29 protein-coding genes, 1 pseudogene and 1 riboswitch are annotated in these 26588 nt (G+C 28.8%); of the genes and pseudogenes, 22 read left to right on the plus strand and 8 right to left on the minus strand.

The window, feature by feature from the left end; genetic code table 11:
* Window positions 1-360 precede the first annotated feature (360 nt).
* The 12 genes and pseudogenes from rlmH to BN2920_RS01455 all read left to right on the plus strand — a co-directional run bounded on the left by rlmH (window position 361) and on the right by BN2920_RS01455 (window position 8822).
* Entirely contained in the window at window positions 361-840 is a 480-nt protein-coding gene (gene rlmH, locus BN2920_RS01405; protein WP_058293274.1) for a 23S rRNA (pseudouridine(1915)-N(3))-methyltransferase RlmH, read from the plus strand.
* Between the two features lie 319 nt (window positions 841-1159).
* Window positions 1160-1435: pseudogene (locus tag BN2920_RS01410) on the plus strand (MFS transporter); the annotation flags it as partial.
* A gap of 39 nt (window positions 1436-1474) precedes the next feature.
* A complete protein-coding gene (locus tag BN2920_RS01415) occupies window positions 1475-1756 on the plus strand; it encodes a hypothetical protein (protein WP_058293276.1) in 282 nt (93 codons plus the stop codon).
* Between the two features lie 107 nt (window positions 1757-1863).
* Window positions 1864-1992, plus strand: a complete 129-nt coding sequence (locus BN2920_RS22235) for a hypothetical protein (RefSeq protein WP_268259372.1) — start codon at window positions 1864-1866, stop codon at window positions 1990-1992.
* A 149-nt stretch (window positions 1993-2141) separates the two neighbouring features.
* A complete protein-coding gene (locus tag BN2920_RS01420) occupies window positions 2142-2597 on the plus strand; it encodes a DUF2000 domain-containing protein (protein ID WP_058293277.1) in 456 nt (151 codons plus the stop codon).
* A 367-nt stretch (window positions 2598-2964) separates the two neighbouring features.
* Window positions 2965-3171 carry a hypothetical protein gene (locus BN2920_RS01425; protein ID WP_058293278.1) on the plus strand — a complete coding sequence of 69 codons (207 nt, stop codon included), beginning with the start codon at window positions 2965-2967 and terminating at the stop codon, window positions 3169-3171.
* A gap of 261 nt (window positions 3172-3432) precedes the next feature.
* On the plus strand, window positions 3433-3585 hold the full coding sequence (locus BN2920_RS01430; protein ID WP_058293279.1) for a zinc-ribbon domain-containing protein: 153 nt from the start codon (window positions 3433-3435) through the stop codon (window positions 3583-3585).
* A 190-nt stretch (window positions 3586-3775) separates the two neighbouring features.
* Window positions 3776-3959: riboswitch (Lysine riboswitch) on the plus strand.
* A 145-nt stretch (window positions 3960-4104) separates the two neighbouring features.
* Window positions 4105-4923, plus strand: a complete 819-nt coding sequence (locus BN2920_RS01435) for a transporter substrate-binding domain-containing protein (protein WP_058293280.1) — start codon at window positions 4105-4107, stop codon at window positions 4921-4923.
* A gap of 65 nt (window positions 4924-4988) precedes the next feature.
* Window positions 4989-5765, plus strand: coding sequence for an amino acid ABC transporter permease (locus tag BN2920_RS01440; RefSeq protein WP_058293281.1), 777 nt, complete (start codon window positions 4989-4991; stop codon window positions 5763-5765).
* A gap of 12 nt (window positions 5766-5777) precedes the next feature.
* The gene (locus tag BN2920_RS01445) at window positions 5778-6515 is read left to right on the plus strand and encodes an amino acid ABC transporter ATP-binding protein (RefSeq protein WP_058293282.1); all 738 of its coding nucleotides are present in this window, start codon (window positions 5778-5780) and stop codon (window positions 6513-6515) included.
* Between the two features lie 313 nt (window positions 6516-6828).
* On the plus strand, window positions 6829-8190 hold the full coding sequence (locus BN2920_RS01450) for an MATE family efflux transporter (protein WP_058293283.1): 1362 nt from the start codon (window positions 6829-6831) through the stop codon (window positions 8188-8190).
* A 173-nt stretch (window positions 8191-8363) separates the two neighbouring features.
* Window positions 8364-8822 (plus strand): hypothetical protein, encoded by a 459-nt coding sequence (locus tag BN2920_RS01455; protein ID WP_058293284.1) that lies wholly within the window; start codon window positions 8364-8366, stop codon window positions 8820-8822.
* Window positions 8823-9021: 199 nt separating this feature from the next.
* On the opposite strand, the gene BN2920_RS01460 is transcribed toward BN2920_RS01455, so the two are convergent.
* Window positions 9022-9648: a biliverdin-producing heme oxygenase gene (locus BN2920_RS01460; RefSeq protein WP_058293285.1), complete on the minus strand. Its 627-nt coding sequence runs from the start codon at window positions 9646-9648 to the stop codon at window positions 9022-9024.
* 273 nt (window positions 9649-9921) lie between these two features.
* On the opposite strand from BN2920_RS01460, the gene BN2920_RS01465 reads away from it, so the two are divergent.
* From BN2920_RS01465 to BN2920_RS01480, 4 genes are all read left to right on the plus strand, one after another.
* Window positions 9922-10668 (plus strand): hypothetical protein, encoded by a 747-nt coding sequence (locus tag BN2920_RS01465; protein WP_058293286.1) that lies wholly within the window; start codon window positions 9922-9924, stop codon window positions 10666-10668.
* Between the two features lie 20 nt (window positions 10669-10688).
* A complete protein-coding gene (locus BN2920_RS01470) occupies window positions 10689-11012 on the plus strand; it encodes a thioredoxin family protein (protein ID WP_058293287.1) in 324 nt (107 codons plus the stop codon).
* A 122-nt stretch (window positions 11013-11134) separates the two neighbouring features.
* Window positions 11135-11704 (plus strand): chromate transporter, encoded by a 570-nt coding sequence (locus tag BN2920_RS01475; protein WP_058293288.1) that lies wholly within the window; start codon window positions 11135-11137, stop codon window positions 11702-11704.
* Window positions 11705-11709: 5 nt separating this feature from the next.
* On the plus strand, window positions 11710-12288 hold the full coding sequence (locus BN2920_RS01480) for a chromate transporter (RefSeq protein WP_338132735.1): 579 nt from the start codon (window positions 11710-11712) through the stop codon (window positions 12286-12288).
* Window positions 12289-12447: 159 nt separating this feature from the next.
* Here the strand turns inward: BN2920_RS01480 and BN2920_RS01485 are convergent, their stop codons facing one another.
* A complete protein-coding gene (locus BN2920_RS01485) occupies window positions 12448-13335 on the minus strand; it encodes a LysR family transcriptional regulator (protein WP_058293289.1) in 888 nt (295 codons plus the stop codon).
* A 231-nt stretch (window positions 13336-13566) separates the two neighbouring features.
* Here BN2920_RS01485 and BN2920_RS01490 point away from each other — a divergent pair, with 231 nt between their 5' ends.
* Window positions 13567-14148, plus strand: a complete 582-nt coding sequence (locus BN2920_RS01490) for an RNA polymerase sigma factor (RefSeq protein ID WP_058293290.1) — start codon at window positions 13567-13569, stop codon at window positions 14146-14148.
* Window positions 14139-14942 carry a hypothetical protein gene (locus BN2920_RS01495; protein ID WP_058293291.1) on the plus strand — a complete coding sequence of 268 codons (804 nt, stop codon included), beginning with the start codon at window positions 14139-14141 and terminating at the stop codon, window positions 14940-14942. Before BN2920_RS01490 ends, BN2920_RS01495 begins: the two co-directional genes overlap by 10 nt.
* 112 nt (window positions 14943-15054) lie before the next feature.
* Here the strand turns inward: BN2920_RS01495 and BN2920_RS01500 are convergent, their stop codons facing one another.
* Window positions 15055-15456, minus strand: coding sequence for a pyridoxamine 5'-phosphate oxidase family protein (locus tag BN2920_RS01500; RefSeq protein WP_058293292.1), 402 nt, complete (start codon window positions 15454-15456; stop codon window positions 15055-15057).
* A gap of 320 nt (window positions 15457-15776) precedes the next feature.
* On the opposite strand from BN2920_RS01500, the gene BN2920_RS01505 reads away from it, so the two are divergent.
* The 4 genes from BN2920_RS01505 (at window position 15777) to BN2920_RS01520 (ending at window position 19378) form a co-directional block, all read left to right on the plus strand.
* Window positions 15777-16097, plus strand: coding sequence for a winged helix-turn-helix transcriptional regulator (locus tag BN2920_RS01505; protein ID WP_058293293.1), 321 nt, complete (start codon window positions 15777-15779; stop codon window positions 16095-16097).
* 139 nt (window positions 16098-16236) lie between these two features.
* Complete coding sequence (locus BN2920_RS01510) at window positions 16237-16980, plus strand: MurR/RpiR family transcriptional regulator (protein ID WP_058293294.1); 744 nt, start codon at window positions 16237-16239, stop codon at window positions 16978-16980.
* 190 nt (window positions 16981-17170) lie between these two features.
* Entirely contained in the window at window positions 17171-18442 is a 1272-nt protein-coding gene (gene celB / locus BN2920_RS01515; protein ID WP_058293295.1) for a PTS cellobiose transporter subunit IIC, read from the plus strand.
* A 42-nt stretch (window positions 18443-18484) separates the two neighbouring features.
* Window positions 18485-19378 carry a DUF7916 family protein gene (locus BN2920_RS01520; RefSeq protein ID WP_198157479.1) on the plus strand — a complete coding sequence of 298 codons (894 nt, stop codon included), beginning with the start codon at window positions 18485-18487 and terminating at the stop codon, window positions 19376-19378.
* Between the two features lie 196 nt (window positions 19379-19574).
* Here the strand turns inward: BN2920_RS01520 and BN2920_RS01525 are convergent, their stop codons facing one another.
* The 5 genes from BN2920_RS01525 to BN2920_RS01545 all read right to left on the minus strand — a co-directional run bounded on the left by BN2920_RS01525 (window position 19575) and on the right by BN2920_RS01545 (window position 26466).
* Entirely contained in the window at window positions 19575-20237 is a 663-nt protein-coding gene (locus BN2920_RS01525; RefSeq protein ID WP_141443107.1) for a class I SAM-dependent methyltransferase, read from the minus strand.
* 457 nt (window positions 20238-20694) lie between these two features.
* The gene (locus tag BN2920_RS01530; protein WP_058293298.1) at window positions 20695-21858 is read right to left on the minus strand and encodes a YibE/F family protein; all 1164 of its coding nucleotides are present in this window, start codon (window positions 21856-21858) and stop codon (window positions 20695-20697) included.
* 103 nt (window positions 21859-21961) lie between these two features.
* Complete coding sequence (locus tag BN2920_RS01535) at window positions 21962-23470, minus strand: purple acid phosphatase family protein (RefSeq protein WP_058293299.1); 1509 nt, start codon at window positions 23468-23470, stop codon at window positions 21962-21964.
* 433 nt (window positions 23471-23903) lie between these two features.
* Complete coding sequence (locus tag BN2920_RS01540) at window positions 23904-24512, minus strand: sugar O-acetyltransferase (RefSeq protein ID WP_058293300.1); 609 nt, start codon at window positions 24510-24512, stop codon at window positions 23904-23906.
* A 280-nt stretch (window positions 24513-24792) separates the two neighbouring features.
* Entirely contained in the window at window positions 24793-26466 is a 1674-nt protein-coding gene (locus BN2920_RS01545; protein ID WP_058293301.1) for a glycoside hydrolase family 13 protein, read from the minus strand.
* Window positions 26467-26588 lie beyond the last annotated feature (122 nt).

A 26588-nucleotide genomic window follows, 5' to 3' on the forward strand; every position in this document is an offset into this window, starting at 1 on the left:
ACTACGCATATTCATATATTGAATTTCTTTGTTTTCTCTAAAACCATAGATACCTAATTTATTTTTGTTATAATTTATGCTTGACTCAAAAAACAAATGTGTTTTTGACAGAATTAAGATCTCAATGTACGTTTATTACATTCTAAAAAAATTCTTGCTTCATTTTTTGAGCAAGCGAGCCCAATTTGAGAACTTTATTTCGGTTATTTCACTATAAACTTACTACGTCCATTATTTATGTTGTGTGGCATCTATGTTTTTTGCTTTTAATTAATATGATAGAATATTACGTAGAATAAATCGAGATATTAATTAGTATCGAGATATTAATTAACAATAAAGGATGTGCGGTTAATTTATATGAATATAACGGTTATTTCAGTAGGGAAATTAAAAGAAAAGTATTTAAAGCAGGCAATTGATGAGTATTCAAAAAGATTATCACGTTACTGTAAATTAAACATAATCGAACTTGCAGATGAGCAGACACCAGATAATGCATCAGAAAAAGATGAACTGATAATTAAAGATAAGGAAGGCAATAAAATATTAAGTAATATAAAAGACAATATGTATGTTGTAACTCTGGATCTTAAAGGAAAAATGTTATCTTCTGAGGAGTTGTCTAAATTTATTGATAACTGTGGTGTAAGAGGCGATAGTAATATGTGTTTTGTAATTGGTGGAAGCTTGGGTTTAAGTGAAAGTGTTTTAAAAAGAGCTAACTATAGTCTTTGTTTTAGTAAGATGACCTTTCCTCATCAGTTGTTTAGAGTAATGTTGCTTGAGCAGATTTATAGGGCATTTAGGATAAGTTGTGGTGAACCGTATCATAAGTAAAGGCAAAAATGACCTTAACCAAGTAATAGCAATGATTAATACCATTTTTATAAGTGGAAATACTGTATCACAAGTAATGATTTTTCAATAGGGATTAAGAGCAATATTTCAAGAGAACAGTATAAGAAACTGCTGCATATGTTGATTTCAAAGATTAACATAAATGAGTTAAGGAAAATTGACTCAATATAACTAACTATAAATGATAACTTAATAATGTATCTAAATAGTGGAGGAGAACCAAGTCCAGATGGATGAGGTTCTCCTTTTTCTTTTGTATCAAGAAGAAGGTTGATGATAAATCCTGTGAATATAAAAATACACATATAATATCGCTGGAATGTTTATATTTGGTTTTGGTGATTCGGTCTTCGGACCTTCTTTCAATGGGATGCTATCCAAGTCTGTGGATTCTAGTGAACAAGGAAGAAATCAAGGAGGCAGCCAATCTATTCAGGCTTTAGCAAGAGTGATTGGGGCTATCATTGGATGTAAAATCTATGTATCACTTGGGCATGCTGCACCTGCTTCTATGGGTATAATCCTTATAGCAACGGCAATACCAGTTTTGCATAAAGGTATGCATATAAATTAAAACAAGCTTTTTAGATAGGTTCGATAGAGAACGTCATGCTTGGATAGAGATATACAATATATAAATTATAAAGAAGAAAATCTGCGGAAAAAAGATGCAGAAACTGAAAATATGAAAGAAAATCATATGTATAAAAACAATGATGGAAATAATATAGAAGTTAATAATAAAAGTAATAGATATGTTAATAATGAAAGCAATATACAAATTAATGAATACGAAGAAGTAAATTTATTGCAGCAACAAAAACACAATAATAAAAATAGTATCCCAGAAATAAATGATGCTTTGATCAAAGATCGCTTAGTAGTCCGGATCTAGCAGCAAATAATGTAGTAGTACCCCTAATTAAAAGAAGTAAAAGAAAATCTTTAAAAAAGAAAAAACATACTAAAGGTGAGGATTACAATTGGACTCTTGAAAGTAATATGGAAGCTTTGGCAGCAGAAAATTTGGATGAAGACAGTGAAACTGCATGCATAGATGAAGATATAAATGATGACTGCATAGAGGGATTAAGACCTGGTGAAGCAGTTATTCCAAAGGACATGAACTAATGGCAGTTTGGAATTTTGAATAGTGAACTTTGATTAAATATAATATGTCAATATCATACAAGAAAAATTTAATAATTTGTGATATTTTAAAACCGTATAAAAGAGTAAAGAACAAAATAAAATAATTAAAAAATAAAGGAGAAAAAATAATGACAAATCAGGATACAAAATGCGTTATAGTAATAAATGAAGAACTTCCTCTAGGAATTATTGCAAATACCTGTACAATACTTGGGATTACATTAGGAAAACATGTACCTGAACTAGTTGGAGAAGATGCAGTTGATTCTTCAGAAAAAAGTCATTTGGGCATTATCACAATTCCAGTTCCTATACTAATGGGCATTATCACAATTCCAGTTCCTATACTAAAGGCAAACAAGGAATTACTTAGAGCACTGAGAGAAGAGTTATGTACTGATAATTATAAAGATGTTATTACTGTTGATTTTTCAGATGTTGCACAAAGCTGCAATGTTTATAGTGAATATTTGCAAAAAGCCTCAATGACGCCTGAATTAGAACACTCATATTTTGGGCTTGCTATCTGTGGCCATAAGAAAAAAGTCAATAAGCTAACAGGCAGCATGCCATTGTTACGATGATTGTATAAAATATAATACTATAATAATCGTAGGTATCAAAAAGACTTAATTCTATGTCAACATCAGAATATAGAAAATATATACAAAAAATAAATCATGTATAGAGTCTTTTGGTAAAGAAATTCTTGCATTTACTGTATTTATTTCTAAAGAGACATTTCCAGTTTAAAGTGCAGAAAGTGTAGTTTTAGGAAAACTTACATTTACCTCTGATATATAATAATTATTATCAGGTATAAGTATTTTAGCTACATCATTACCTTGTTTTTTTTATGTTTCAATTGCCTCATTAGCTTTATCTTCAGTAAATAGTATATTTTCTTTTTTAGCTCTATCATTTCCTGTAGTTATTTGAATTGGAATTTGTGTGACGGAGCTGTCATTTTTTTCACTTACAACAGGTATGCTAGTTTGTTCATATTTTGAAGTATTGGATTTATATTTTGATGAAGAAGAGCTAAAACTACTTGTAGCTTTTTTATTAAATCTTCCTGTAATAGCTTGGAATTTTTATTCATTAAAGTATCCAATTAATCTAATAAATGAATTTGCATCAGCATTAACTAATTTATAATTTTCATCTGTTCCTATTAGTTTACCATTGTCAGAATCAGAATTGGAAGCTCTATACCATTCAAAGTGTATGGCGTCATTTGTGGTAATATCTCTATCAATTCTAAAAAATAATAAAAAAGGTTGCAATTAAATAAATTATATGTTATCATAAATGAGTAGCAAATTTGCTAACAAAAAAAGTTTCATTTAGGTAAATAGTTTCTCGAAAATTAGAGATTATTATATCAATTTAGAATCTTTAATTTTAGGAGGAATATTTATGACAGATAAGACAATAACATGCAGAGATTGCGGAAGTGAATTCATATTTTCAGTAGGAGAACAAGAATTCTATAAAGAAAAAGGATTCGAAAATGAGCCTACAAGATGTCCATCTTGTAGAAGAGCTAAGAAAGAACAAAATAGAAGATAATTTTAGATTGTTATAGGTTGTAGTTTAGGCTACAACCTTTTTTGATGTTCTATTATAATAAAGATGAATAATATATTAATTTAAAAAGAATTTTAATTTTTAATATTAATAAAAAAATTTTAAAAAGATTGACAAAAGCTAAATATATAGTTATCATTATGTCATAAAATTAAATATATGCCTCACTTTACTGTGAGGTAGAGGCGCAGAATCCAACAGTCTTTAGCAGAGCTAGAGAGAGCAATGAAGCTATGGAGAAGGGGATTTTGCCGAAGTTTGCAATATATCTCAGTGTTGCTTGCTGGGTCTGTAGTTAAGAGCTGCAGGACTGTCTTAATAAACTCCCCAGTTTATTAAGTTGTGCTATCTCAATTAGAAAGATGAGGGGATATTATATGAAATTTAAGCTAGGCCATATAGTAGTAGTTTTTATAAATTCATATAATATTATCTAAAATATTGAAGATAGTACCAGCCCTTTGGGTTGGTTTTTTTATTATAAAAAAGGAGAGGGTAAATATGAAAAAAAGATTATCAGCACTAATTTTAGCTGTGGTAACAGCAACAATGACATTAACAGGATGTGGGACAAAGGCTTCATCAGAAAATGTGTTTAGAGTAGGGATGGAAGCAGGATATGCACCTTTCAATTGGACTCAGCTGGATGATTCAAATGGTGCAGTAAAAATAGAAGGAAGTTCGGAATATGCTGGCGGATATGACGTAGAAATAGCAAAGAAAATAGCTGATTCATTAGGAAAAGAATTAGTTATAGTTAAAACTGAATGGGATGGATTAGTACCATCATTAACATCGGGAAAAATAGATGCTATTATTGCAGGTATGTCTCCAACAGAAGAACGTAAGGAAACAATAGATTTTTCAGATGTTTATTATAAGTCAGACCTAGTAATGCTAGTAAAAAATGGTGGAGCATATGATAATGCAACGACACTAAATGATTTTTCAGGAGCTAAAATAACAGCTCAATTAAATACTTTCCACTATTCAGTAATAGATCAAATACCATCAGTTAATAAACAACCAGCTATGGATAATTTCCCAGCTATGAGAGTTGCTTTAGAAAGCGGAGTTATAGATGGTTATGTCACAGAAAGACCAGAAGCCTTAAGTGCTCAAATGGCAAATGACAACTTTAAAATGATAGAATTTAAAGATGGTTTTGTTACATCAGAAGAAGATACAGCTATAGCAGTTGGTGTACAAAAGGGAAGTGAATTAAAAGATAAGATAAATGAAATTTTAAAAGGAATATCAGAAGAAGAAAGATTAGAAATAATGGATACGGCTATTAAAAATCAACCAGCGGCTCAATAGCTCAGGGTATAGATTATTATAAAAAGCCTAAATCCTATAATTAAATATTTTAAGGAGAGTTTTTTATGAGTCTAGAATGGATAATTAAGATACTGCAAAATAACTGGCCAATGCTTTTACGTGGGGCTGGAATGACATTATTAATTTCTATAATAGGAACATTAGTGGGAACGCTTATAGGTCTTATAGTGGGAGTTATAAGGACAATTCCTATTCCAGAAAAAGGAACTAAAAGAGTATTTCTAAAAATAATTAACTCAATTTTATCGATTTATATAGAGTTTTTCCGTGGAACTCCTATGATAGTGCAAGCTATGGTTATTTATTATGGATCTGCGGCAGCTTTTGGAATAGACATAGATAGAGTTTTAGCAGGACTATTTATAGTATCAGTAAATACAGGTGCATATATGTCTGAAATAGTAAGAGGTGGTATTGTTTCAATAGATAAGGGACAATTTGAAGCAGCGCAAGCAATAGGAATGAATCATTTTCAGACTATGATAAATGTAGTATTACCACAAGTTGTTAGAAATATTTTACCAGCAACAGGTAATGAGTTCGTAATAAATATAAAAGATACATCTGTATTAAATGTTATATCTGTATCAGAACTATATTTCCAAACTAAGACTATATCAGGAAATAATTTCAGATATTTTGAATCGTTCTTTATATCATGTATAATCTATTTCATTATGACATTTACAGTTACAAGAATATTAAGAGCAATAGAAAAGAAACTAGATGGACCAGAAAATTATATTATTGCAGGAAATCAAATGCAAGTTGAAACACCAGAAGATATAGCTAAAAAAGTTAATGGTAATGTGGTAGCTTAAGGAGGAATCGAAATGGAAAAAATAATTGAAATTAAACACTTAAGTAAATCCTTTGGAGACCATAAGGTTTTAAAAGATATAGATTTTTCAGTTAATAAGGGAGAAGTTGTTTGTATTATAGGATCTTCAGGATCTGGAAAATCAACATTATTAAGATGTGTAAATCTTTTAGAAAAACCAACAGGCGGGGAAATTATATATAATGGTGAAAATATATTAGATGATAAACATGATATATATAAATATAGAACTAAATTAGGAATGGTATTTCAGCAATTTAATTTATTTAACAACCACAATGTTTTAAGTAACTGTGTAGTTGGACAAATGAAGGTCTTAGGAAGAAGTAGAGAAGAAGCTGAAAAAGTTGCTATGAAGTATTTAGAGATTGTAGGTATGAGTAATTATATAAATGCTAAGCCAAAACAATTATCTGGTGGACAAAAACAAAGGGTAGCAATAGCAAGAGCATTATCTATGGAACCTGATGTAATATTATTTGATGAGCCAACATCTGCTTTAGATCCTGAAATGGTTGGAGAAGTATTAAAGGTAATGAAGGAACTTGCAGAAAGCGGACTTACTATGCTAGTTGTAACTCATGAAATGGAATTTGCAAGAGAAGTATCAGATAGAGTTGTATTTATGAATAATGGTATTATCGAAGAAGAAGGAGATCCAGAAGAGATTTTCAATAATCCTAAAAAAGAAAGAACAAGAGAATTCTTAAAACGTACTTTAAAAAACTAGGTTTATGCCTAGTTTTTTTGTATATAAACAATAGATTAAATGATGTTGAACATCAAAATTATTCTCTTACTGATGGATTTGCGCCTCATGGAGTCTAGCCTGTACTATTACAAAGGCATGGATTGATGAAGAGAAAAATTATATTTATATTTTTAGAAACAATGTTACAGTAAAATTGGTGATTTATACAAAAATATGTAACATTGTTTTTATATGTTCAAAATATATTGAATATAGATAGTATATAATATAAAGTTATAATTAAATTAGAAATTATATGGGGTTTAAATAAGCATAAATTGGAGGAAGATTGATGCACAAAGAAGTAGTAAAAAATATGACATCTGGTAATCCAACTAAATTAATTATTAGTTTTGCAATACCGCTACTATTGGGAAACATATTTCAGCAGCTCTATAATATGGTTGATACAGTTATTGTTGGAAGATTTATTGGAGTTAATGCATTAGCCGCTGTTGGTTCAACAGGTTCTATAAACTTCTTAGTATTAGGGTTCGTTTTAGGACTTACTCAAGGATTATCAATATTAGTGGCACAATATTATGGGGCAGATAATTATAAGAAAATTCGTAAATCCATAACAATGTCAGTATACCTATATGCCATAGTAGGAATTATAATAACTGTTATAAGTGTAATGTACTCCAGAGAGTTATTGGAGATATTAAGGACTCCAGATAATATTATTAACGATGCTGATTCTTATATTAGAATTATTTTTGCAGGAATAATGGTAACTATTGCTTTTAATTTTCTTTCAGGAATACTTAGAGCATTTGGTGATGGAAAAACACCATTGTATTCATTATTTATATCTTCAATAATTAACATAGTTTTAGATATTTATTTTATAGTAGTTTTAAAGATGGGGGTTAATGGGGCTGCGTATGCAACTGTGATTGCTCAACTTATTTCTTCTATATTCTGTTACTATAAAATTCATAAAATAAAAGAGATAAGAATACATAAAGAGGATTGGAAATTTAATGGATCACTATTTAAAAAGTCATTTATATTAGGAATACCTGTAGCACTTATGAATTCTGTTACGGCAGTAGGAGTCATGGTGCTTCAAGTTGTTGTTAATGGATATGGTGCAGTTTATGTTGCTGGATATTCAGCAGGATCAAGGGTTATAGTTATTTTAGAGCAGATAGGAAATACGTTTGGTTTTGCAATAGCAACATATGCAGGTCAGAATTTAGGCGCAAATAAGATTGATAGAATAAGGGAAGGCGTTAGAAATACAAATGTTATTTTAGGTGTAATAAACATTGCGTTAGGAGTTTTAGTTGTATTATTTGGTAAACAGCTATTAGCTTTAATTGTATCTGGTGGTGAAACAGAAGTTATTTCAATAGGATATCAATATTTAGTTGTAACTTCACTTTTATTGTGGGTTTTAGGGTTATTATTTGTTTATCGTTCAACTCTTCAGGCCATAGGTGATACATTTATTCCAATGATATCTGGAATTATAGAATTTGCAGCGAGAATTGGAGCAGTAATTATTCTATCATCTTTATTTGGATTTCTTGCTATACCAGCAGCAGAAGTTGCTGCATGGATTATGGCTACAATTATTTTAATGATTACATATTATTATAGAATCAGAAAATTTGAAGAAAATTATAAAAGTAAAGAGAGTTCTTAGGAACATATCGTTTCACCATAAAATTTACTTAAATAATAAATTGATACCAGTTTATTAAGTTCAATTTAATAATTTAATGAAGGATTGTGAGTAATATTGAACATAAAATAAGAACTAAATTTATAACAAATAATATTATAGAATAGGGAATGCTTTTAGGAGGTAGCTTTATAGTGGATTATAATTATTCTGATTATAATGAAGGAAATATAGATTTTGAGAGCATTACAGAATATGATAAAGAAGAATTATACTTATTAAACATTCAGCATTCAGCTGATATAATCATTATTTTATCAGATATTTTATCATATGTCTCAACTATTGAGAGCATCGAGTTAATTTATAATAAATATGATAAGAACACCAAAAGGGTACCTAATCCAGATATCCCAGCGGTTCAATCTATACAATTATTAATGTTAGCAAGAGTAGCATACACAGCAATTAGCTTTATAAGGTATCAACATTTATATGAAAGAAAGATTAATGGAGAGTTTGATTTTTCTCTTGAACCAAACGTAAATGCAAATATATCAAATATATTGAGAACCTTAGGAACATATTATGCATTAATAGCAGCTATAGGTATATACAATAGAGATATTAGTCAACCTATTATTGGAATATAGCATATTTGTGAATATATAAATATAAGAATATAGGAATATAAATATATATAAATACAAAAATATAGGAATTTATATATAAGATCGGGAGTATGTTAGCATTAATTAATCTAGTAATACCAACTTAAAACGGGATATTAAATTATACTATATAAGAAAATTCAATATCCCATCTAAATAGCATACCTTTAATTAATAAATGTTATTTTAATTTTGCTTCTAACTCATTGGATATTGCAATATTATAAATATAAGCATTAGATATTTCATTCATAAAATCTACTTTCATATCATCTGGTAGATTAATTTCCCCTAGCATATTATGGTATTTCATAACATATTCTTTGATGTCATTTATATCAGGAAATTGATAATAATTTAATCCTTCTTCGGGTATTTTATAGTTTTTAGTTAATATAGAAAGAAAAGTTCTTCCGCCAAATAAATCTGCTAAGAATCTTGTATACGCATATGGAATTATGAGTTCAGGTTTATATTTAGATATTTCTTCTATTCTTGCAACACATGCTTCTGTTGATGATAATGGCTTAAGGGAATTTAATCCATCTTTTAATAAAAAATCTAAATCTTTTCTCATGCGCTCAGAACGATATAATTCTTTTGTAACAAATGGTTTAATGATTTCATTATCTTTATTCTTATCTAATGCTTCTTCTATTGCCCTGTACATTCTTTCTAAATTATAGATATATTCAGCATATCCTTTTAATGTAGCAGTACCATCTAATATTTTTTTTATATATCCAGTATTTTCAGCTGCACTATGAAGTTGTGCAGTTTTTTCTCTAATACTCATCATAAATTTCATGTTAATTACCTCTTTTATTTGAAATTATTTCTTAATAACAATATAAATCTTATGATAATAATTATCAAGTACTAAATTATATTTATTTAATGTGAAGTATCATTAAAATACTAAGAAATACTAGTGTTTTCTTTATAATTCACTATATATAACAAAATATTAAAATATTTTATAATTATGTATGTAATTTAATGATATATATTTTTGTGGAATCTTTTAGAGTTTATTTCAAATACTAATTTTATTGATTACTTAATATATAAAGAGGTAAATATGAAAAAAACATTATATGATTATAAGGATATAATAAGAAGCGTTCCATTAAAAGATAAGTACACAAAACAAGAATTATTAATAAAAGATTTTTTAATTGAAAAATATGATGATATTGAGATATATTATTCACCACATAATGAATATTTGAATGTAATAGCTAAGATATTTATAATTGGAATAACACCAGGATTTCAACAAATGAGTACAGCTATAGCAACTGCAAGAAAAGAAATTGAAATTAGTGATAATATTGAAGAGATTCAGTATAAGTGTAAAGCTAATGCGAGATTTAGTGGTGCTTTACGAAAGAATATAATAAGTATGCTTGATGATATAAAGCTTAATGAAGCGCTGAACTTAAATAGCTGCGCTGAGCTGTTTGAAGAAAAAGATTATTTATTACATACAGTATCTTTAATTCCTTATCCTGTTTTTGTGAAAAAAGAAAATTATTCAGGACATAAACCTAAATTAATAAATAGCAATTTTTTGATGAGGTATGTTTATAAAAATTTCATAGATGAATTTAATATGCTTAATGAGTCTAAAAATATATTATTAATACCACTAGGCAGAGCCGTTGAAGTTGTTCTGTGTAAACTTCAAGAAGAAGGTATAATTAATGATAATCAAATACTTAAAGGGTTTCCTCATCCATCAGGAGCAAATGTTAATAGAATAAAAGTATTTAGTGAAAATCAGAAGCAAATGATAGATTTTGTTAAAGATAAATTTCTAAGATAATTGGGAAAGGAGAAATTGATGTGAAAAAAGTAAGTAGTGATGAAGATATAAAGCAAGAAATAAAGAACAATATGATGGAAGTAGTATTTTTTACAGGAAGCAAATGTGGAGCATGTGAATCAATAAAGATTAAAATTGAGAGCATTATAAAAAGATATCCTAAAATTCAAGCTTGTGAAATAAATGGAGAAGATAATTTAGAGGTTGCAGCTAAATATAATGTATTTTCATTTCCTATATTTTTATTGTACATAAAAGGTAAGGAGTATTTAAGAATAGGTAGAAATGTGAACTTATTAGAGCTTGAGAGGGATATTGAAAGATATTATAAAATGATATTTTAATTTTTATGTATAAAAACTGATAGGTAAATACCTATCAGTTTTATATTTTTTACGTATTATACATATAGAATTTTTTAAATTAAAATAATATCAGAAGATAAAGTGAAAAGAGGGGAAATGTAATGGATAAAAAAGACCCTAAAGTCTTATGGAAATTATTTAAATCAATGTTTATGTTAAGTGCATGTACATTTGGAGGGGGATTTGTAATTGTCTCTTTAATGAAAAAGAAATTCGTTGAAGAACTTGAATGGATTGAAGAAGATGAGATGCTTGATATCACAGCAATTACACAATCATCACCAGGGCCACTTCCAGTAAATGCATCTGTAATTATAGGATATCGTATGTATGGTATAATTGGTTCACTTGTTGCAATTTTAGGTACTATTATTCCGCCAATGGTTATCATATCTGCAATATCATTATTTTATAATCAATTTAGAGAAAATAAATATATAGCAATAGCTCTTCAAGTAATGCGTGCAGGGGTTGCGGCTGTTATCTTGGATGTTACTATTAATCTTGCAAAGAATGTTTGTAAAACAAAAAGAGTGATGTATATTGCTATGATGGTTATTGCCTTTATAAGTACTTACTTCTTTAATGTAAGCGCAATGCTTATAATATTAATTTGTTTAAGTATAGGGATTATTGATTTATTTGTATCAATGAGCAAGAAGGAGGCATAACTAAGGTGATATTATTATTAAAGCTATTTTTTGCATTCATACAAGTTGGACTTTTTAGCGTAGGTGGAGGATATGCAGCAATTCCTCTTATACAGGCTCAAGTTGTTAATATATATGAACTTATGACTATGGAAGAGTTTACTGATCTTATAACAATTGCAGAAATGACACCAGGTCCGATTTCGATTAATGCATCTACATTCGTTGGAACAAGACTTGCAGGACCATTTGGAGCATTTATATGTACACTTGGATGTATTATTCCATCATTTATAATATGTTTAACTTTAGCTCATTTTTATTACAAATATAGAAGCTTTGGTGGGGTTCAAGTTGTATTAGCTTCACTTAGACCAGCAGTAGTTGCGCTTATTGGATCAGCAGGTGCATCAATATTAATGCTTGGCTTATTCCAAAGTGATATTTTTTCATTTGCAATCAGTGATTTTAGAGTGATAGAATTTATATTATTTGGAGGATGTTTATATATCCTTAGAAAATATAAAGCAAGTGCTATTGCAATTATTTTTGGAAGCGGAGTAGTTGGAACTTTACTTTATGTAATAAAAGATTTTATATTTTAGAGTTATTTAAATAATAGAAATATATAGATAATAGTTGAAATTTATATTATAAAGAAATATACCATAATAAAAGGTTAGAAATGTCATTTAAATATTAAATATAAAAGGTATCAGAAAATTAATTTTTGATTTTAAAATTGATTTAACTGATACTTTTTATTATTTAGAACTCATATTAAAGCTAGAGCATATGTCAATAAGTTCTTCAATTGATTTTGAGATGTATTTATTTTTATGGTATATGAGTTTAATCTGACGTTTTATGCTTACATCTCTAAAACTTAATATTTTTAATTTACCTTTTTTACATTCATTATTTATAAGCATTTTTGATAAGATAGCAATTCCCTTACCATTTGTAACAGCATTTTTGATAGCTTCTGTATTAGTACAGGTCCATTTTTTTACCACATTAATATTATGTTCAGCTAATAATTGCTCAAACTGATTTCTATCAGAACTTCCAGGTTCTCTTGAAAGCAAAGATTGGCCTTCTAAATCTGAAAGTGATAGCTGCTTCTTACTGTAAAAAGGATGAGCTTTACCGACTACCATTACTAATTCATCCTCGCAAAATGGAATTTTCACAATATCTGGATTCTTGATTATTCCTTCAACTATAGCTACATCAAGCTCACTTCTACAAATCATATTTTCAATTTCAAATGTATTATTTATAGTAACAAAAGTATCTATATTTTGAATTCTATTTTCAAGACGTTCAATAATATCATTCATTAAATATGTCCCGACAGATACGCTTCCACCAATTCTTATTTTAGTTGATTTTCCTATGTTTTTCATAGCAAGCTCCATATTTTCAAATGAATCAACAATATGCTGAGCATGAGATAATAGCAATGTGCCTTCTTCTGTAATATGGAGTTTTTGAGAAATGCGCTCAAAAAGCTTAACGTTATAGTGTTCTTCAAGTTCACGAATAGCCTGACTTACTGATGGCTGAGATATGAATAAAAGTTCTGCAGCTTTTCTCATTTTTCCACATTCAGCAACAGTTATAAATATTTTTAGATGCCTTATAGTCATAATATAAACCTCATAAAAAAATATAGTATAAATATTTCTAAGAATATTATACTATATTTTTTATATCCATTTTCTTTTAGATTATACAGAATAATAATTTGCATAATGTGTAGTTAATATATAATCAAGTTATAATAATAAAATTTTTTGTTTTAAAATGAACCATTTTTTAAATAGAAGACTCTAATATGTAGAGATGCATCTCAAACAATTTTGAAAAGAGTGATGTAAGTGAATGAAACAGAAGTTGTGAAAAAAATCCAGGCTGGTGATATGAATGCTTTTGAGGAAATATTTGAAATATACAAAAATCAAGCCATTAGGTATGCATATCTTATTACAAATAATAAATTCACAAGTGAAGATATTGTACAAGAAACATTTGTAAAATGTTATCTAAAAATAAAAGATTTGAAAAATGTTGAACAGTTCAAATCCTGGTTATTTAAAATCCTTACAAGGACTGCTTGGGATTATATGAAAAAGGATAAAGCTGTGCTTCCAGTTGAAGATATTTTTGAAAAAGCAAAAAATGAAAATATCGATAAATCATTACATTCATATATAAGGAATGAAGAATCAAAAATGCTTCGTGCTGAGATTGATAATTTAGAATTAAAGCAAAAAACTGTTATTGTATTATATTATTTTAATGGATTTACAATAAAAGAAATTGCTAAGATTATGGGATGTTTTGAAGGTACAGTAAAATCAAGACTTCATAGTGCAAGAAAGAATCTAAAAGTAGCCTTGATGAATGTTAATAGTGCTCAAAGTAATAGTAAAAAAGGATGTGAAGTTCAATGCAATTAAAATCTAATAAAGATATTGATAAAGAAATTACAGAATACTTAAATAATAAAGCTGAAGAAGCATCAGCGCCAGATGATATGTTTTTTAAAATTAGAGGAGAAGTTCTAAGAAGAAATGAAAGGGGATTTTTAAATATGAAATTTGGAAGATTAAAGATTAAAACATTATTAGCAGCAGGAGTTTTGTGTATAGCAACAACAATAACTTGTATAGCAGCAACACGTGGAGTTTGGATATCATCAAGTTCTCATCTTACTGAAATTACTAAGTTTCCAACAGAAAATGTAGTAAAAGATACAGTTGGCTTTTTACCTAAATATGTAGAAAGTTTTGATGGTGGTTTTGAGTTTAAATCATTTAACTTTAGTAATAATGAAATACAAGGTGATAATGGTAAGACTACATTACAAACAAAGTCAGCAGATTTTAGATATTCAAGAAATGATGAAGAGAAAAATCAATATTTAAGTTTGAGTGCAATAAAGATTGATGAAAAAGAAATCCAACATGAAGCAAATGAAGAAAAAACAAATTATAATAATGTTGATATTTATTATACTACTTTTCAATATAAAGCTGTGCCAGTAGATTATGAAAAAACAGAAGAAGATTTAAAATTAGAATCAGAAGGAAAGCTACAAATTGGATATGGAGCAGATGAAATTTCAGAAGATACTATGCAAAGTGTTTCGTGGTATGAAGATGGTATAAGTTATTCTATTTTAAATTCTAATTATAATGATGTAAGCAAAGAAGATATGATTAAAATGGCTAAAGATATTATAAATAAATAGAGATTTAGCATATATACACATAGTTGAAATCCCATTAAGTGATATTATTTAATCTTGCTTAGTGGGATTTGTTTTAGAGATGATTTTTATATTTACAATGTTTTTATGTTTATTATAGAGTGTATTCTCTTGGGGGATTTCCAGAGAAATCAGCTATTACTGCTTTTGCATTATCTAAATAAAATACTTCAAATATTGGATTTTCAGCATTTTTATATTGCCCTTTAACTATAGGATTTTCCATGCAGCCTTGTTTAACTTCCATGTCATTTTCAAACATTGCTCTACCGTTTAATCGAATCCATACATATGATGGGCTTGATACTGATATTTCGATTTCAGGATTTGCTTGTATATCTTTATAGACATCTTTTGTATTATTTGTACAGAACCATAGTCTCCCTTCTTTTTCAAAGCAGAACATAAATGGACGGCATTTTGCTTTGCCATCACGTCCTACTGTTGCTAGGTATTGCACTGGATTTTCATTTAAAAATTTTACTACTTCATTCATTTTATAATTACCTCCTGAAACTCTTCTTATGAGTTTGTTTCTATGAATAAATAATAAAATATAGATAGAGGCCTGAAAAGTACGCACTTTAAAGTGGTATAGTTTCTTAAGGGATACTCTTTAGAAGGAATGTAGGATTAAGTGTTGAATACAAATTTTAAATATAATAAGAGTATGTAGTCAAAATGATTATAAGTGCCATATTAAGTATTATGTTCAACTTAATATTATCTATAAATTTTTCAATAGTATCTTTTGGTATGTAATATGCTATAATGAACTAAATATATAGATAACTTTAAAAAAGGAGGGGGAAAGCTATGGAAAAGAAACTGCCAGACTGCCCTGTAGAAATTACATTAAAGCTTATAGGAAACAGGTGGAAGGTGTTAATTATGCGTGATCTTCTAACTGGAACCAAGAGATTCGGAGAATTAAAAAAGTCTATTGGAGATATAACTCAAAAGGTTTTAACCTCAAATTTAAGAGATATGGAAGAAAGCGGTCTTTTAACTAGAAAGGTTTATGCAGAAGTTCCACCACGAGTAGAATATACATTAACTGAAATGGGATATAGTCTAAAACCAATTTTAGATGCTATGATTGATTGGGGACTTAATTATAAAAAGTCTATTGAATAGTGTAAATAAAAGATGAAATATAAGAGTTATATTTTTATATGAAAATGTGTAAAATTTTATATTGAGTGATTTTGATAAAAATATATTTGAATGATATAATTACTATTAATAACAATTTTTGCGTGAAGGGGCAATGTATATGTTTACATACAAGCAAATAGAAAGCTTAAATGATTTAGAATTACAAGTATATGAATATATAATTAAAAATCATGATATAGTTTTAAAATTGACAATAAGAGAGTTAGCTAAAAATGTTCATGTTTCAACTACTACTATATTGAGATTTTGTAAGAAAATGGACTGTGAAGGATTTTATGAATTTAAATATAAATTAAAAGAACAGATCGCAGAAACAGATAAAGATTTTAAGTTAAATACAGATGATTATGCTATTATGGATTATTTTGAACGTTCTAATCAGCCTTCAGAAGTACAAAAAATATTAGATGCTACTAAAATTATTCACAAAAGCAAACAAATTATTTTTTTAGGAATAGGGACATCAGGTATTTTAGCTAAATATGCTTCTAGGTGTTTTGTTAATATAGGGAGATTTGCTGTATATATTGATTATCCATATTTTCTTGTTCCTGATGGATTCTATGATGAGATAGTAATTATCGTCTTTTCTGTAACTGGAGAGACAGAAGATATAATAAATCAATTAAGACAATTTCGAAATTTTGATTGTGTAATTATTTCTATAACAAATAGTGAAATGAGTACAATAGCTAAACTATCTGATTTAGTAATTAGTTATTATTTGCCTTTACAAATAAAAGGAGAGAAAAAAGTAAATTTAACTTCTCAAATTCCAGTAATGAATATTATTGAAAAGCTTACTTTTCATCTATCTCAGCTAGAATGTAATAATAAATAGTTATTTTTTAGTAACATGTTTTTTTTTGAGTGACAGGTTTTATTAGATATAACCTATCACTCTTTTTTCTATTTTAATGATTTTGAAAACGATATACTTTATAATTAGCTTGTAGTTGCAATTACAAATTATATTAAAAAGAAAATAGTTATTATAGCAGTTTGTTTTTTATAAATAGAGGAGGTTTTTTATGAATACTTTTTTTGAAAAAATACAAGAAAAGATTGCGCCAACAGCTGGGAAAATAGGAAGTCAAAAACACTTACTATGTATACGTGATGGAATGATGGGTGCAATGCCATTGATTATTATTGGTTCCATGTTTTTGGTTTTTGGTAACTTACCTATTAATGGTTACACAGAATGGTTAGCATCACATGGCAACTTAGATGTTTGGATTGGAAAACTGGTCAACGGTTCATTTGGTATTATGGGATTAGTTGCTTCATTTTCTGTAGCATATAGCTTGGCAAACTCTTATGAAGTTGATGGTTTATCAGCAGGAATTATCTCATTATCTTCTTTTATAATTTCCACACCAAGCGTTATGGCAGATGCAGGAGAAGGAATTCCAATAGGGTTAATGGGCAGTAAAGGATTATTTGCTGCAATCGTTATTGGTATAGTATCAGCAGAAATTTTTCGTTATTTTGTTAAAAAAGATATTGTAATTAAAATGCCAGACGCAGTTCCACCAGCAGTAAGTAAGTCATTTACAGCATTAATTCCTGGAGCTGTAATAATATTATTATTTGGAGTATTATATAAAATATTTGAAGTGACAAGTATTGGAAGCATTCATGATGTGGTTATGATTGTTTTAGGAAAACCACTTGGATTATTGGGAGGAACATTAATAGGAACAATAGTTGTTGTTTCTTTAAATTCATTATTATGGTTGTTTGGGATTCATGGAGGAAGTATAGTCAATTCAATATTCCAACCTATGTGGATTATGAACACAGATGCTAATCGTCTTGCATGGCAGGCTGGCGAAAAAATCCCCAATATAATAACACAACCGTTTATGGATAATTTTGTTTATATTGGTGGTAGTGGTGCAACTATAGGATTAATAATATTATTATTTTTTATGGCAAAATCTACACATACAAAAATGTTAGGAAAATTAACATTTGTGCCTGGAATATTTAATATTAATGAGCCTGTAATGTTTGGATTGCCGGTTGTTATGAATGCAAGTTTATTTATTCCATTTATTTTAGCACCAGTTATGAATGCAGTGATTACTTATTTTGCCATGACCTCTGGTTTAGTAATGAAAACAGTAGGTATTAGCGTAGCCTGGACAATGCCACCAATAATTAGTGGATTTTTAGCAACAGGAGGACATTTTAGTGGTGCTCTATTGCAAATTGCATTGATATTTATGGATGTTTTAATTTATTATCCATTTTTCAGAATGGTGGATAGGAATGAGATAGAGTCTGAAAATAAATAATTAAAATATATTTAAAAAATATTTAATATGGAGGAATTAGTAATGAAACGTTTATTAGATTGTGACAGTAGTGATTTTTTATCAATGACTTCTAAGGAGTTAAAACAATCAATTTTAGCAGCAGAAGGGCGTACTATTTGTGCAGAAATGGTAGTAAGCCGTGAACCGTTAATGAATGGAATCACAAATGCAGAAGTGGCAAGAGCTAGTGGTGCAGACCTTATGTTATTAAATGGATTTGATTTATTAAATCCCCAAATAGGCGGATTACCACAATGTAATGAGCCTATAAAAGAATTGAAAAGACTTGTTGGACGCCCAATAGGTGCAAATATCGAGCCAGTTGACTTAAATGCTGATATGCTTGAAAGTAGGTTAGAAATTCCAGAAGGACGTCAATGTTCAGAGAAAACATTACAAGCAGCACAAGAGTTAGGATTAGATTTTATTTGCTTGACTGGTAATCCAGGAACAGGTGTAACTAATAATGCTATTGTAAAAGCTATTGAGTTAGCTAAAAAACATTTTTCAGGATTAATCATTGCAGGCAAAATGCATGGGGCTGGTGTAAATGAGCCGATTTGTGATTTAAAGACTATTGAAGAATTCATAGATGCAGGAGCTGACATTATTCTTGTACCAGCAGTTGGTACAGTACCAGCATTTACAGAAGAGCAATTAATAAGTATCGTTAATTGTGCACATGAAAAAGGTGCTCTCGTTTTAACAGCGATTGGGACAAGTCAAGAAGGGTCTAGTAGTGCAGTGATTGAGCAATTTGGATTAAAGAATAAAGTATGTGGTGTAGATATACAACATATAGGAGATGCTGGATATTCTGGACTAGCACCTGTAGAAAATATTTTTGCATTATCATCTTCAATTAGAGGGATAAGACATACTTTAACAATGATATCACGTTCTATTAATAGATAGATATTATTAAATAAAATTATAGACGGTTGTGGAATTCCGAAACCGTCTATAATTTTATAATTTTAAGAGAAGTGGAATAGATAATATAAATGGAAATAAAATAGATTTAGCTATTACATCCACGGAATAGAAAGAGTATAAAGTAAAATTAAATTCAGGTAAGACTACAGCTATTTTGTATATTTATATATTCATATTAATTTGTGATTGTGGCATCAATGATAAAAGCACTGTGATTGATTTTTTTCCAATTTGAAGGGGTAAAACCAGATGCATTAAGTAGCGAATAAATTTCATTTTTACTATAAATTTTATAATCTCCAGAATTAGTTTTAGGAAGAAAATAGTTTAATATCTTTAAATACCATTCAAATGGAGCTGTTGGATCACCTAATATAAGAGTTCCAGATGGAGTTAGTACACGTTTTATTTCTTTTAGAACTTTTTGTGGATTTGTATAGTGGTGAAATGAAGCATTACAAATAACGAGATCGAACTTATCATCATCATAAGGCAAATTTTCAGAATCGCCTATATCTAATTGTACTTTATCGTTAAGTTTTTTCTGAGCTTCATAAATCATATTCTTAGAGAGATCTAGTCCAAAAAGATTAGCGTCTGTACAGTCACTAAGAATAGAGAGAATATTGCCATTTCCACAACCTAAATCTAAAATATCTTTAGGTTGTTTTTTTAAAACTCTATCTATAATTTCATCATACATGCACTTTACAAATTTTCCATCATGGCTATTATTATAATTCTTAGCAATTTCATTAAAATGTAGTTCCGAATTCTTTTTTATATTATTTTTCATATTCATCGACTCCTTAATTGAATTTATTTCATAAGCTTTCATACTTAATTCAATCTTTAATTCTTGGCAGTTTAACTTGAATTCTTTTCTTAGAGATTCAGTATTATGGTATTTGCCATCTAGAAACAATTATTTTTTAGAAACGCCATTTTTATGGGTTTAATTACAACATCATATCTGTATAGTATTGTTTAACCAAACAGGATTAATAAATCAATATGATCAGTTCCAAAAGTGTATTTTCATTTTGATTTTGTAGTGCAGAGATGTCTATTTTAGCCAAATATTTTTGATTACATTTAATTTATAATATAGAAAAATTATACTATTGATTTTACCTCTCCCTCTGTTTTTGTCACTAGTTTTCCAAAATATGCTTTTTATTTGTAAAATTTTATTAAATAACATTATACCATAATTATATGTTTTTCTCTTATTTTACCATAAGAATTACACTATTTTGACTTAATGTTAATTATCAAGAGAATTCCTAAAATGACTAAATATCTAAAATTTTATTAGATTTTAATTTACTATTAGTTAATAAGAAAGAAGTTATAAATGAGACTAGAGGAACTGTTAATATAACTCCAATACTTCCTGATATGCCTTGCATTATTTCAATTCCAATTGAATACATGTTAATAATTTGATTATATTGCATATTATAAGAGTAGTTTAGAATAAGCGTATTAATAGATCCACCTGTAAATGCTAATATAAGTGTGTTTGACATTGTCCCCATCATATCTTTACCAACGTTTATTCCAGATTTAAAAAGTTCCTTACCAGATAAATCTGGATTTTTATCGTATATTTCATTAATTGTAGAAGCTACAGACATGCTAACATCCATTACAGCACCTAATGATGCAATTAATATACCTGCAAATAGAAGGCCTCCAATTTTTAAATTAGTGTTATTTGCAACGAAGATTAATTCTTCAATTTCAGATACGTTATAGCCAGATATTTTAGCCAGATGTCCAAAGCCAGCTGCAAAAATTCCAGCAATAATAACTCCGATTACAGTACCCAACATAGCGCTTACTGATTTTATTGTTATTCCATCAATAAGATACATAGAGACAATGGTTACGAGGATTACTACAATAACTGCTGATAGGAAAGGGGAGTATCCTCTATATATCATTGGAATGAACATAAATATTATGCAGATAAATGTGAAGACTAAACCTATAGCAGATTTAAACCCTTTCTTACTGCCTATAATGCAAAGTATAAGTAAAAATAGTCCTATAAATCCATAAATAATAGGCGATCTATCATAGCCATAAACTGATGCAACATAATCATCTCCAGAAACACTTAATGAAACAATAACTCTCATATTTTCTTTACAATCAGCACCATATAAATACCCGTTAAAGCTTGAAGCATAGACATTCTTTCCACGATGTTCTCCACTGAGTATTTTAAGTTTAACTCTTTGTTTTCCGGATGATGAGCCATATTCGCTAGAGTTATCATCAATAACTTCTTGAACAACTGCTTTCTCAAAACTGGTATTTTGCCTGTTTATAAGTTGAGCCTTATCAATTTGATTAAACAAATATAAGAATATGAAAAAGCATATTCCAAGTAAAAGAATTATCCCATGTCTTAAGCTAGCATGTTTATCATTAAATAATTTTGAAATCATTAAAAGCCCTCCAATTTTATAATTAAGATGCAAATAATTAATTAAATAAAAAGAGTGCCGTATTTGATTAATAATTAATCATGTAACGACACCCTTTTTACTACTATTTAGTTTTGGTAATTGTAAATGTATCGTCTATTTTTTCACCATTGTCTGTTCTATATGTGTTTATTGTAAATGTATTATCAGTAATATCTACTATAGAATATGTTGGAACATCTTCTTGCCATCTTGCAGCAATATATGATTGTTGAGTTTGAACTAAATCATAGTATTTGCTACCAGAACCAGAGTTTGCAGCCATGTATAATATTCCATCGGGATTAGTTACATTTATAGATTTATTAGTTACAGCCGATGGATCTTCAATACTTGTTAAATATTCATTATATTTAGAATCAATAGGAGTTTCTCCATCTATATATGCATCAAATTCATCTTCTGTAATAAGTTTAGATTCATTTTTAGATCCACCTTTTAAGATGAAAGATCTTGAATAAGTATGATCATGTCCTGTCAATACAACATCAACATTATTATCTTCTAAAATTGGAATTAAGCTGTATCTTAAGTTTACTATTTCTGGTTCATTAGAATGTTCACCAGAACCGTAGATATCTTGGTGTAAAGTAACTATTCTCCATTTAGCATCTTTATTTTCGCTAATAGCTTTTTCTATTAATTTTTTATGTTCAGCAATGTTAAGATTATTAGTGTTTAGCATTATAAATAATGCATCACCATATGAATAATAGTAATCTCCGCCTGCCATAGTAGAACCTAATTCAGAAGCATTTGGATTATTGAAATGGAAAGAGTAGTTTCCGCTTGGAGCATCATGATTTCCTATTGCTGTAGCAACTGGAAGTGATTTTAATAAGCTTGGGCTTAAGTAACCAGCATATTCAATTTCGTTTTTATCATATGTTTTAGAGGCATTTTTCTTATCTCTTGATTGAATTTGGTCACCAGCTGAAAGCATAAAGCTAGCATTTGGCTGTTTTTCCAAAGCTTTTTTTATTGTGTTATTCCAGTTAAAGCTATCATTTCTTGTAGCTTTATCTTGGCCCTGTTCTTCTGATGAACCTGTAGCAATATTTTCACTTGATGATCCTATTTGAGGATCTCCTACAAATATGAAAGAGAATCCATCGCTGCTATTTTTAGTTTCGTATTTTATTGGAGCAAGCCATTTACCATCAACTTCGTAGCTGTAATAGTAGTTTGTCCCACTTTGGAGATTTTTTACTGTAGCTTTATTAGAAATAAATCCTTCAACAGCATCTTCATGAGAAACATTGATTTCATCTGAGTCTGTTAAATTAATGCTTTTACCAAATCTTAAATGCGGTGTAGCATCATTTTCCTTTGAATACCATGCAAAATTTAATTCTGATTCGTCTTTTCCGGGAGTTAAGGAGATTTGAGTAGGATTATTTTTTATACTTTCCCATTCCTTGCACCATTTATCCCAGTCCCCATTTGCGGCAGCAGTTGTTTTGCTTGCTTCAGTCCAGCCATCATTATCAGCTGCAAAAGAATAGATGCTTGCAGTTAAAAGCATCGTCGTAGTTAATATAAGTGTTATTAATTTCTTAGTACGTTTTATCATTATGATTTCTCCTTTATATAAATAAATATCTCCTTATTCATTTTATTTCATATAAATTTATAACTGAATAAATATTAAGAAATGATAACAATTTTAACTAATCAACAACAGAATATATTAATTTATAACATAGAGAACATTAATTTTAACTTGCTATAGGTCTATTATTAGAACGAGTTTTTATTATAAAAAATACAAGAGACTGTTGCAAAAGATTAAATAATACTATGGATTATTGAACATTTAAATTTCAATAATATATTCATAGTGATTACATTTCTTAATGCGACAGTCTCATGTTCATGAGCAAGTATGTTATTAATCATTACCATATATGTTATTTATAGTTTATTTTTCATATAATTTAAGAGATCATAAGGTAATTGAAACTATAATTGATTATTAATTATTGATAATCGAAAAATGCAATACATTAATAGTCATTAACATCAAATTCTCTATCTTTGAAGTAATATTTTCTATCATCTTCTGTTATTTCACGTATGATTCTACATGGATTTCCTACTGCAATTACATTATCAGGTATGTCTTTAGTAACAACACTTCCAGAACCTATAACAACATTATTACCAATATGCACGCCGGGATTTATAACAACACTTCCTCCAACCCATACGTTATCTCCAATTGTTATGCCTATTCCATACTCATAGCCAGAATTTCTTGACTCAGGATGGATTGGATGGCCAGCTGTATAAATAGATACATTTGGTGCAAACATAACATTAGTACCTATTTTAACTTTGCCTACATCAAGTATTACGCAATTGAAATTTGCATAAAAGTTTTCGCCAACTTCTATATTTTTTCCGTAGTCGCAATGAAATGGAGGTTCGATAAATATATCTTTTCCACATTTGCCTACGATATCTTTAATCATTGCTTTCATTTCATCTTTTTTATCAGGTGAACATGAATTGAATTTATGAATTTTAAGTCTTAAATCTAATCTTTCTTCACTAAGGCCATCAAGCCAAGCCTTATATGGCAGACCTGCTAACATTCTTTCTTTTTGATTCATATTATTATACTCCTTTTATTATTCTCTTTTTAATATACTCAATTAATATTAAATTATCGTGTAAAGTACTAATTCATTAATCTATTTCAATTTAGAAATAGATTAATGAATTAAAATATATTTATAAAATTTATGGTAAAGGTATTTTATAGCGTTAGTTTATTTAATTATATAGGGGTAATTCACTAATCTATATTTCATTTTGTATAAAAATTTAGATGAGTGAATCAAATTTATATGAAAATTACTATTAGCCGTTATTAAATAATTGATATTAAAGTTATTTATTCATTAAAAGAATTACTACTTCACATGATTTTAGGTTAAGTTCATGATCAGCTGATAATCTAGGATTCATGTTAGATAATAAAATTTTATTATTGTCTCTTTCTAACTCTAAAGTAGTGTCAGTTTCACCAAAATTAGCTGCAACTAAAATCTTCATATTATCTAATTCTCTGTAGAATGCAAAGATTTTATTCTTATCTAAATATGCTGGCTCAAAATCACCATAAGTGAATATTTCGTTATATTCTTTAGACTTTCTAAGAGCAACTAATTTTCTGTAATATTTAAGTATTGAATCTTCATTATTTATTTGTGATTCAACATTGATTTCTTTATAGTTTGGATTGACTTTAATCCATGGTGTTCCTTCAGAGAAACCAGCATTTTTACTATCTGACCATTGCATTGGAGTTCTAGCATTATCTCTGCTACGATCACAACATATTTTTAGTGCTTCCTCACTACTTAAGCCTGCATCTATTGATACTTGGTATTGATTCTTTGATTCAAGATCATCATATTCATCAAAGCTGTCCATAGGACAATTTCTCATTCCTATTTCTTGTCCTTGATATATAAATGGTAAGCCTCTAAGTAGGATATTTGTAGTTGCAAGCATCTTTACTCCAGCATCATTTGAAGCATAGTCTGGAAGATAACGAGATGCACCTCTTGGCTCATCATGGTTCTCAATAATATTAGCTAAAAAGCCAACTTTTTTACATTTCATTTGAGAGTCAAAGATGGCATTTCTCCAAGCAGTGAATTCAAAAGGTTTTGAGTCATACCATCCATGTTCTCCTTCTGCAACACAATGTGCAGAGAAATCAAACATTGTTGAGAAATGACCATTATCACCAATAAATTCAGGAAGCTCATCTTCATGCATATTGAAGACTTCAGCAACTGTGAAGGCATCATATTTATCAAAGGTTTTACGTTTCATTTCTTCAAGCAATTCACCAACACCATCAACTTCTTCAACCATTTTTGTTATGCTAGCAAGTCCATCTGGTCCATCTGGCTCAAAACTTGGAAAGTCTAAATCTTTTTTGATATTTATAATAGCATCAATACGGAATCCAGCAAGCCCCTTATCAAGCCACCAATTTATCATTTTGAATAACTCGTCTTTAACTTTAGGATTTTCCCAATTAAGATCGGGTTGTTCCTTAGCAAATGCATGTAGATAATATTTATTTGTTCCAGGCACTGGCTCCCAGGCACTTCCACCAAAGTAAGAACGGTAATTGCTTGGGGGATTTCTATTTTTACCTTCTCTAAAATAGAAATAATCAGCATATTCGCCATCAGGATCAGCCAATGCTTTTTGGAACCATTCATGTTTGTCAGAACAGTGATTTATTACAAGATCCATTACAATATGCATTTCTCTCTTTTTAGCTTCTTCAAGCAATTCATCAAAGTCTTCCATTGTCCCAAATTCCGGTGCAATACTGTAATAATCTGATATATCATAGCCTTGGTCTACGAATGGAGATTTGTACATAGGTGAAATCCAGATTATATCTATGCCCAATTCTTTTAAATAGTCTAATTTTTCTATAATTCCACGAATATCACCGATACCATCATTATTTGTATCATTAAAACTTTTTGGATATATTTGATAAGCTACTTTATCATGCCACCATTGTTTTTTCATAAAAAATCCTCCTGTTTAAATTAAAATCATATATGTTAGCTACAAATTAAAAAATGTATTTCTTATCTTTTTAATATAACTGTATTATATATTTTTAATGGGAGAATTACTTATATAATTCC

The organism is Clostridium neonatale (genome assembly GCF_001458595.1).
GTDB classification, from domain to species: domain Bacteria; phylum Bacillota; class Clostridia; order Clostridiales; family Clostridiaceae; genus Clostridium; species Clostridium neonatale.

What these genes read in the sequence shown, in the direction of transcription:
- BN2920_RS01520 (WP_198157479.1), top strand. Translation starts at nt 18,485, where the DNA reads ATGAAACGTTTATTAGATTGTGACAGTAGTGATTTTTTATCAATGACT.
- BN2920_RS01465 (WP_058293286.1), top strand. Translation starts at nt 9,922, where the DNA reads ATGAAAAAAACATTATATGATTATAAGGATATAATAAGAAGCGTTCCA.
- BN2920_RS22235 (WP_268259372.1), top strand. Translation starts at nt 1,864, where the DNA reads ATGGAAGCTTTGGCAGCAGAAAATTTGGATGAAGACAGTGAAACTGCA.
- BN2920_RS01450 (WP_058293283.1), top strand. Translation starts at nt 6,829, where the DNA reads ATGCACAAAGAAGTAGTAAAAAATATGACATCTGGTAATCCAACTAAA.
- BN2920_RS01475 (WP_058293288.1), top strand. Translation starts at nt 11,135, where the DNA reads ATGGATAAAAAAGACCCTAAAGTCTTATGGAAATTATTTAAATCAATG.
- celB (WP_058293295.1), top strand. Translation starts at nt 17,171, where the DNA reads ATGAATACTTTTTTTGAAAAAATACAAGAAAAGATTGCGCCAACAGCT.
- BN2920_RS01530 (WP_058293298.1), bottom strand. Translation starts at nt 21,858, where the DNA reads ATGATTTCAAAATTATTTAATGATAAACATGCTAGCTTAAGACATGGG.
- BN2920_RS01430 (WP_058293279.1), top strand. Translation starts at nt 3,433, where the DNA reads ATGACAGATAAGACAATAACATGCAGAGATTGCGGAAGTGAATTCATA.
- BN2920_RS01440 (WP_058293281.1), top strand. Translation starts at nt 4,989, where the DNA reads ATGAGTCTAGAATGGATAATTAAGATACTGCAAAATAACTGGCCAATG.
- rlmH (WP_058293274.1), top strand. Translation starts at nt 361, where the DNA reads ATGAATATAACGGTTATTTCAGTAGGGAAATTAAAAGAAAAGTATTTA.
- BN2920_RS01525 (WP_141443107.1), bottom strand. Translation starts at nt 20,237, where the DNA reads ATGAAAGCTTATGAAATAAATTCAATTAAGGAGTCGATGAATATGAAA.
- BN2920_RS01545 (WP_058293301.1), bottom strand. Translation starts at nt 26,466, where the DNA reads ATGAAAAAACAATGGTGGCATGATAAAGTAGCTTATCAAATATATCCA.
- BN2920_RS01500 (WP_058293292.1), bottom strand. Translation starts at nt 15,456, where the DNA reads ATGAATGAAGTAGTAAAATTTTTAAATGAAAATCCAGTGCAATACCTA.
- BN2920_RS01505 (WP_058293293.1), top strand. Translation starts at nt 15,777, where the DNA reads ATGGAAAAGAAACTGCCAGACTGCCCTGTAGAAATTACATTAAAGCTT.
- BN2920_RS01540 (WP_058293300.1), bottom strand. Translation starts at nt 24,512, where the DNA reads ATGAATCAAAAAGAAAGAATGTTAGCAGGTCTGCCATATAAGGCTTGG.
- BN2920_RS01435 (WP_058293280.1), top strand. Translation starts at nt 4,105, where the DNA reads ATGAAAAAAAGATTATCAGCACTAATTTTAGCTGTGGTAACAGCAACA.
- BN2920_RS01535 (WP_058293299.1), bottom strand. Translation starts at nt 23,470, where the DNA reads ATGATAAAACGTACTAAGAAATTAATAACACTTATATTAACTACGACG.
- BN2920_RS01495 (WP_058293291.1), top strand. Translation starts at nt 14,139, where the DNA reads ATGCAATTAAAATCTAATAAAGATATTGATAAAGAAATTACAGAATAC.
- BN2920_RS01460 (WP_058293285.1), bottom strand. Translation starts at nt 9,648, where the DNA reads ATGAAATTTATGATGAGTATTAGAGAAAAAACTGCACAACTTCATAGT.
- BN2920_RS01420 (WP_058293277.1), top strand. Translation starts at nt 2,142, where the DNA reads ATGACAAATCAGGATACAAAATGCGTTATAGTAATAAATGAAGAACTT.
- BN2920_RS01485 (WP_058293289.1), bottom strand. Translation starts at nt 13,335, where the DNA reads ATGACTATAAGGCATCTAAAAATATTTATAACTGTTGCTGAATGTGGA.
- BN2920_RS01510 (WP_058293294.1), top strand. Translation starts at nt 16,237, where the DNA reads ATGTTTACATACAAGCAAATAGAAAGCTTAAATGATTTAGAATTACAA.
- BN2920_RS01445 (WP_058293282.1), top strand. Translation starts at nt 5,778, where the DNA reads ATGGAAAAAATAATTGAAATTAAACACTTAAGTAAATCCTTTGGAGAC.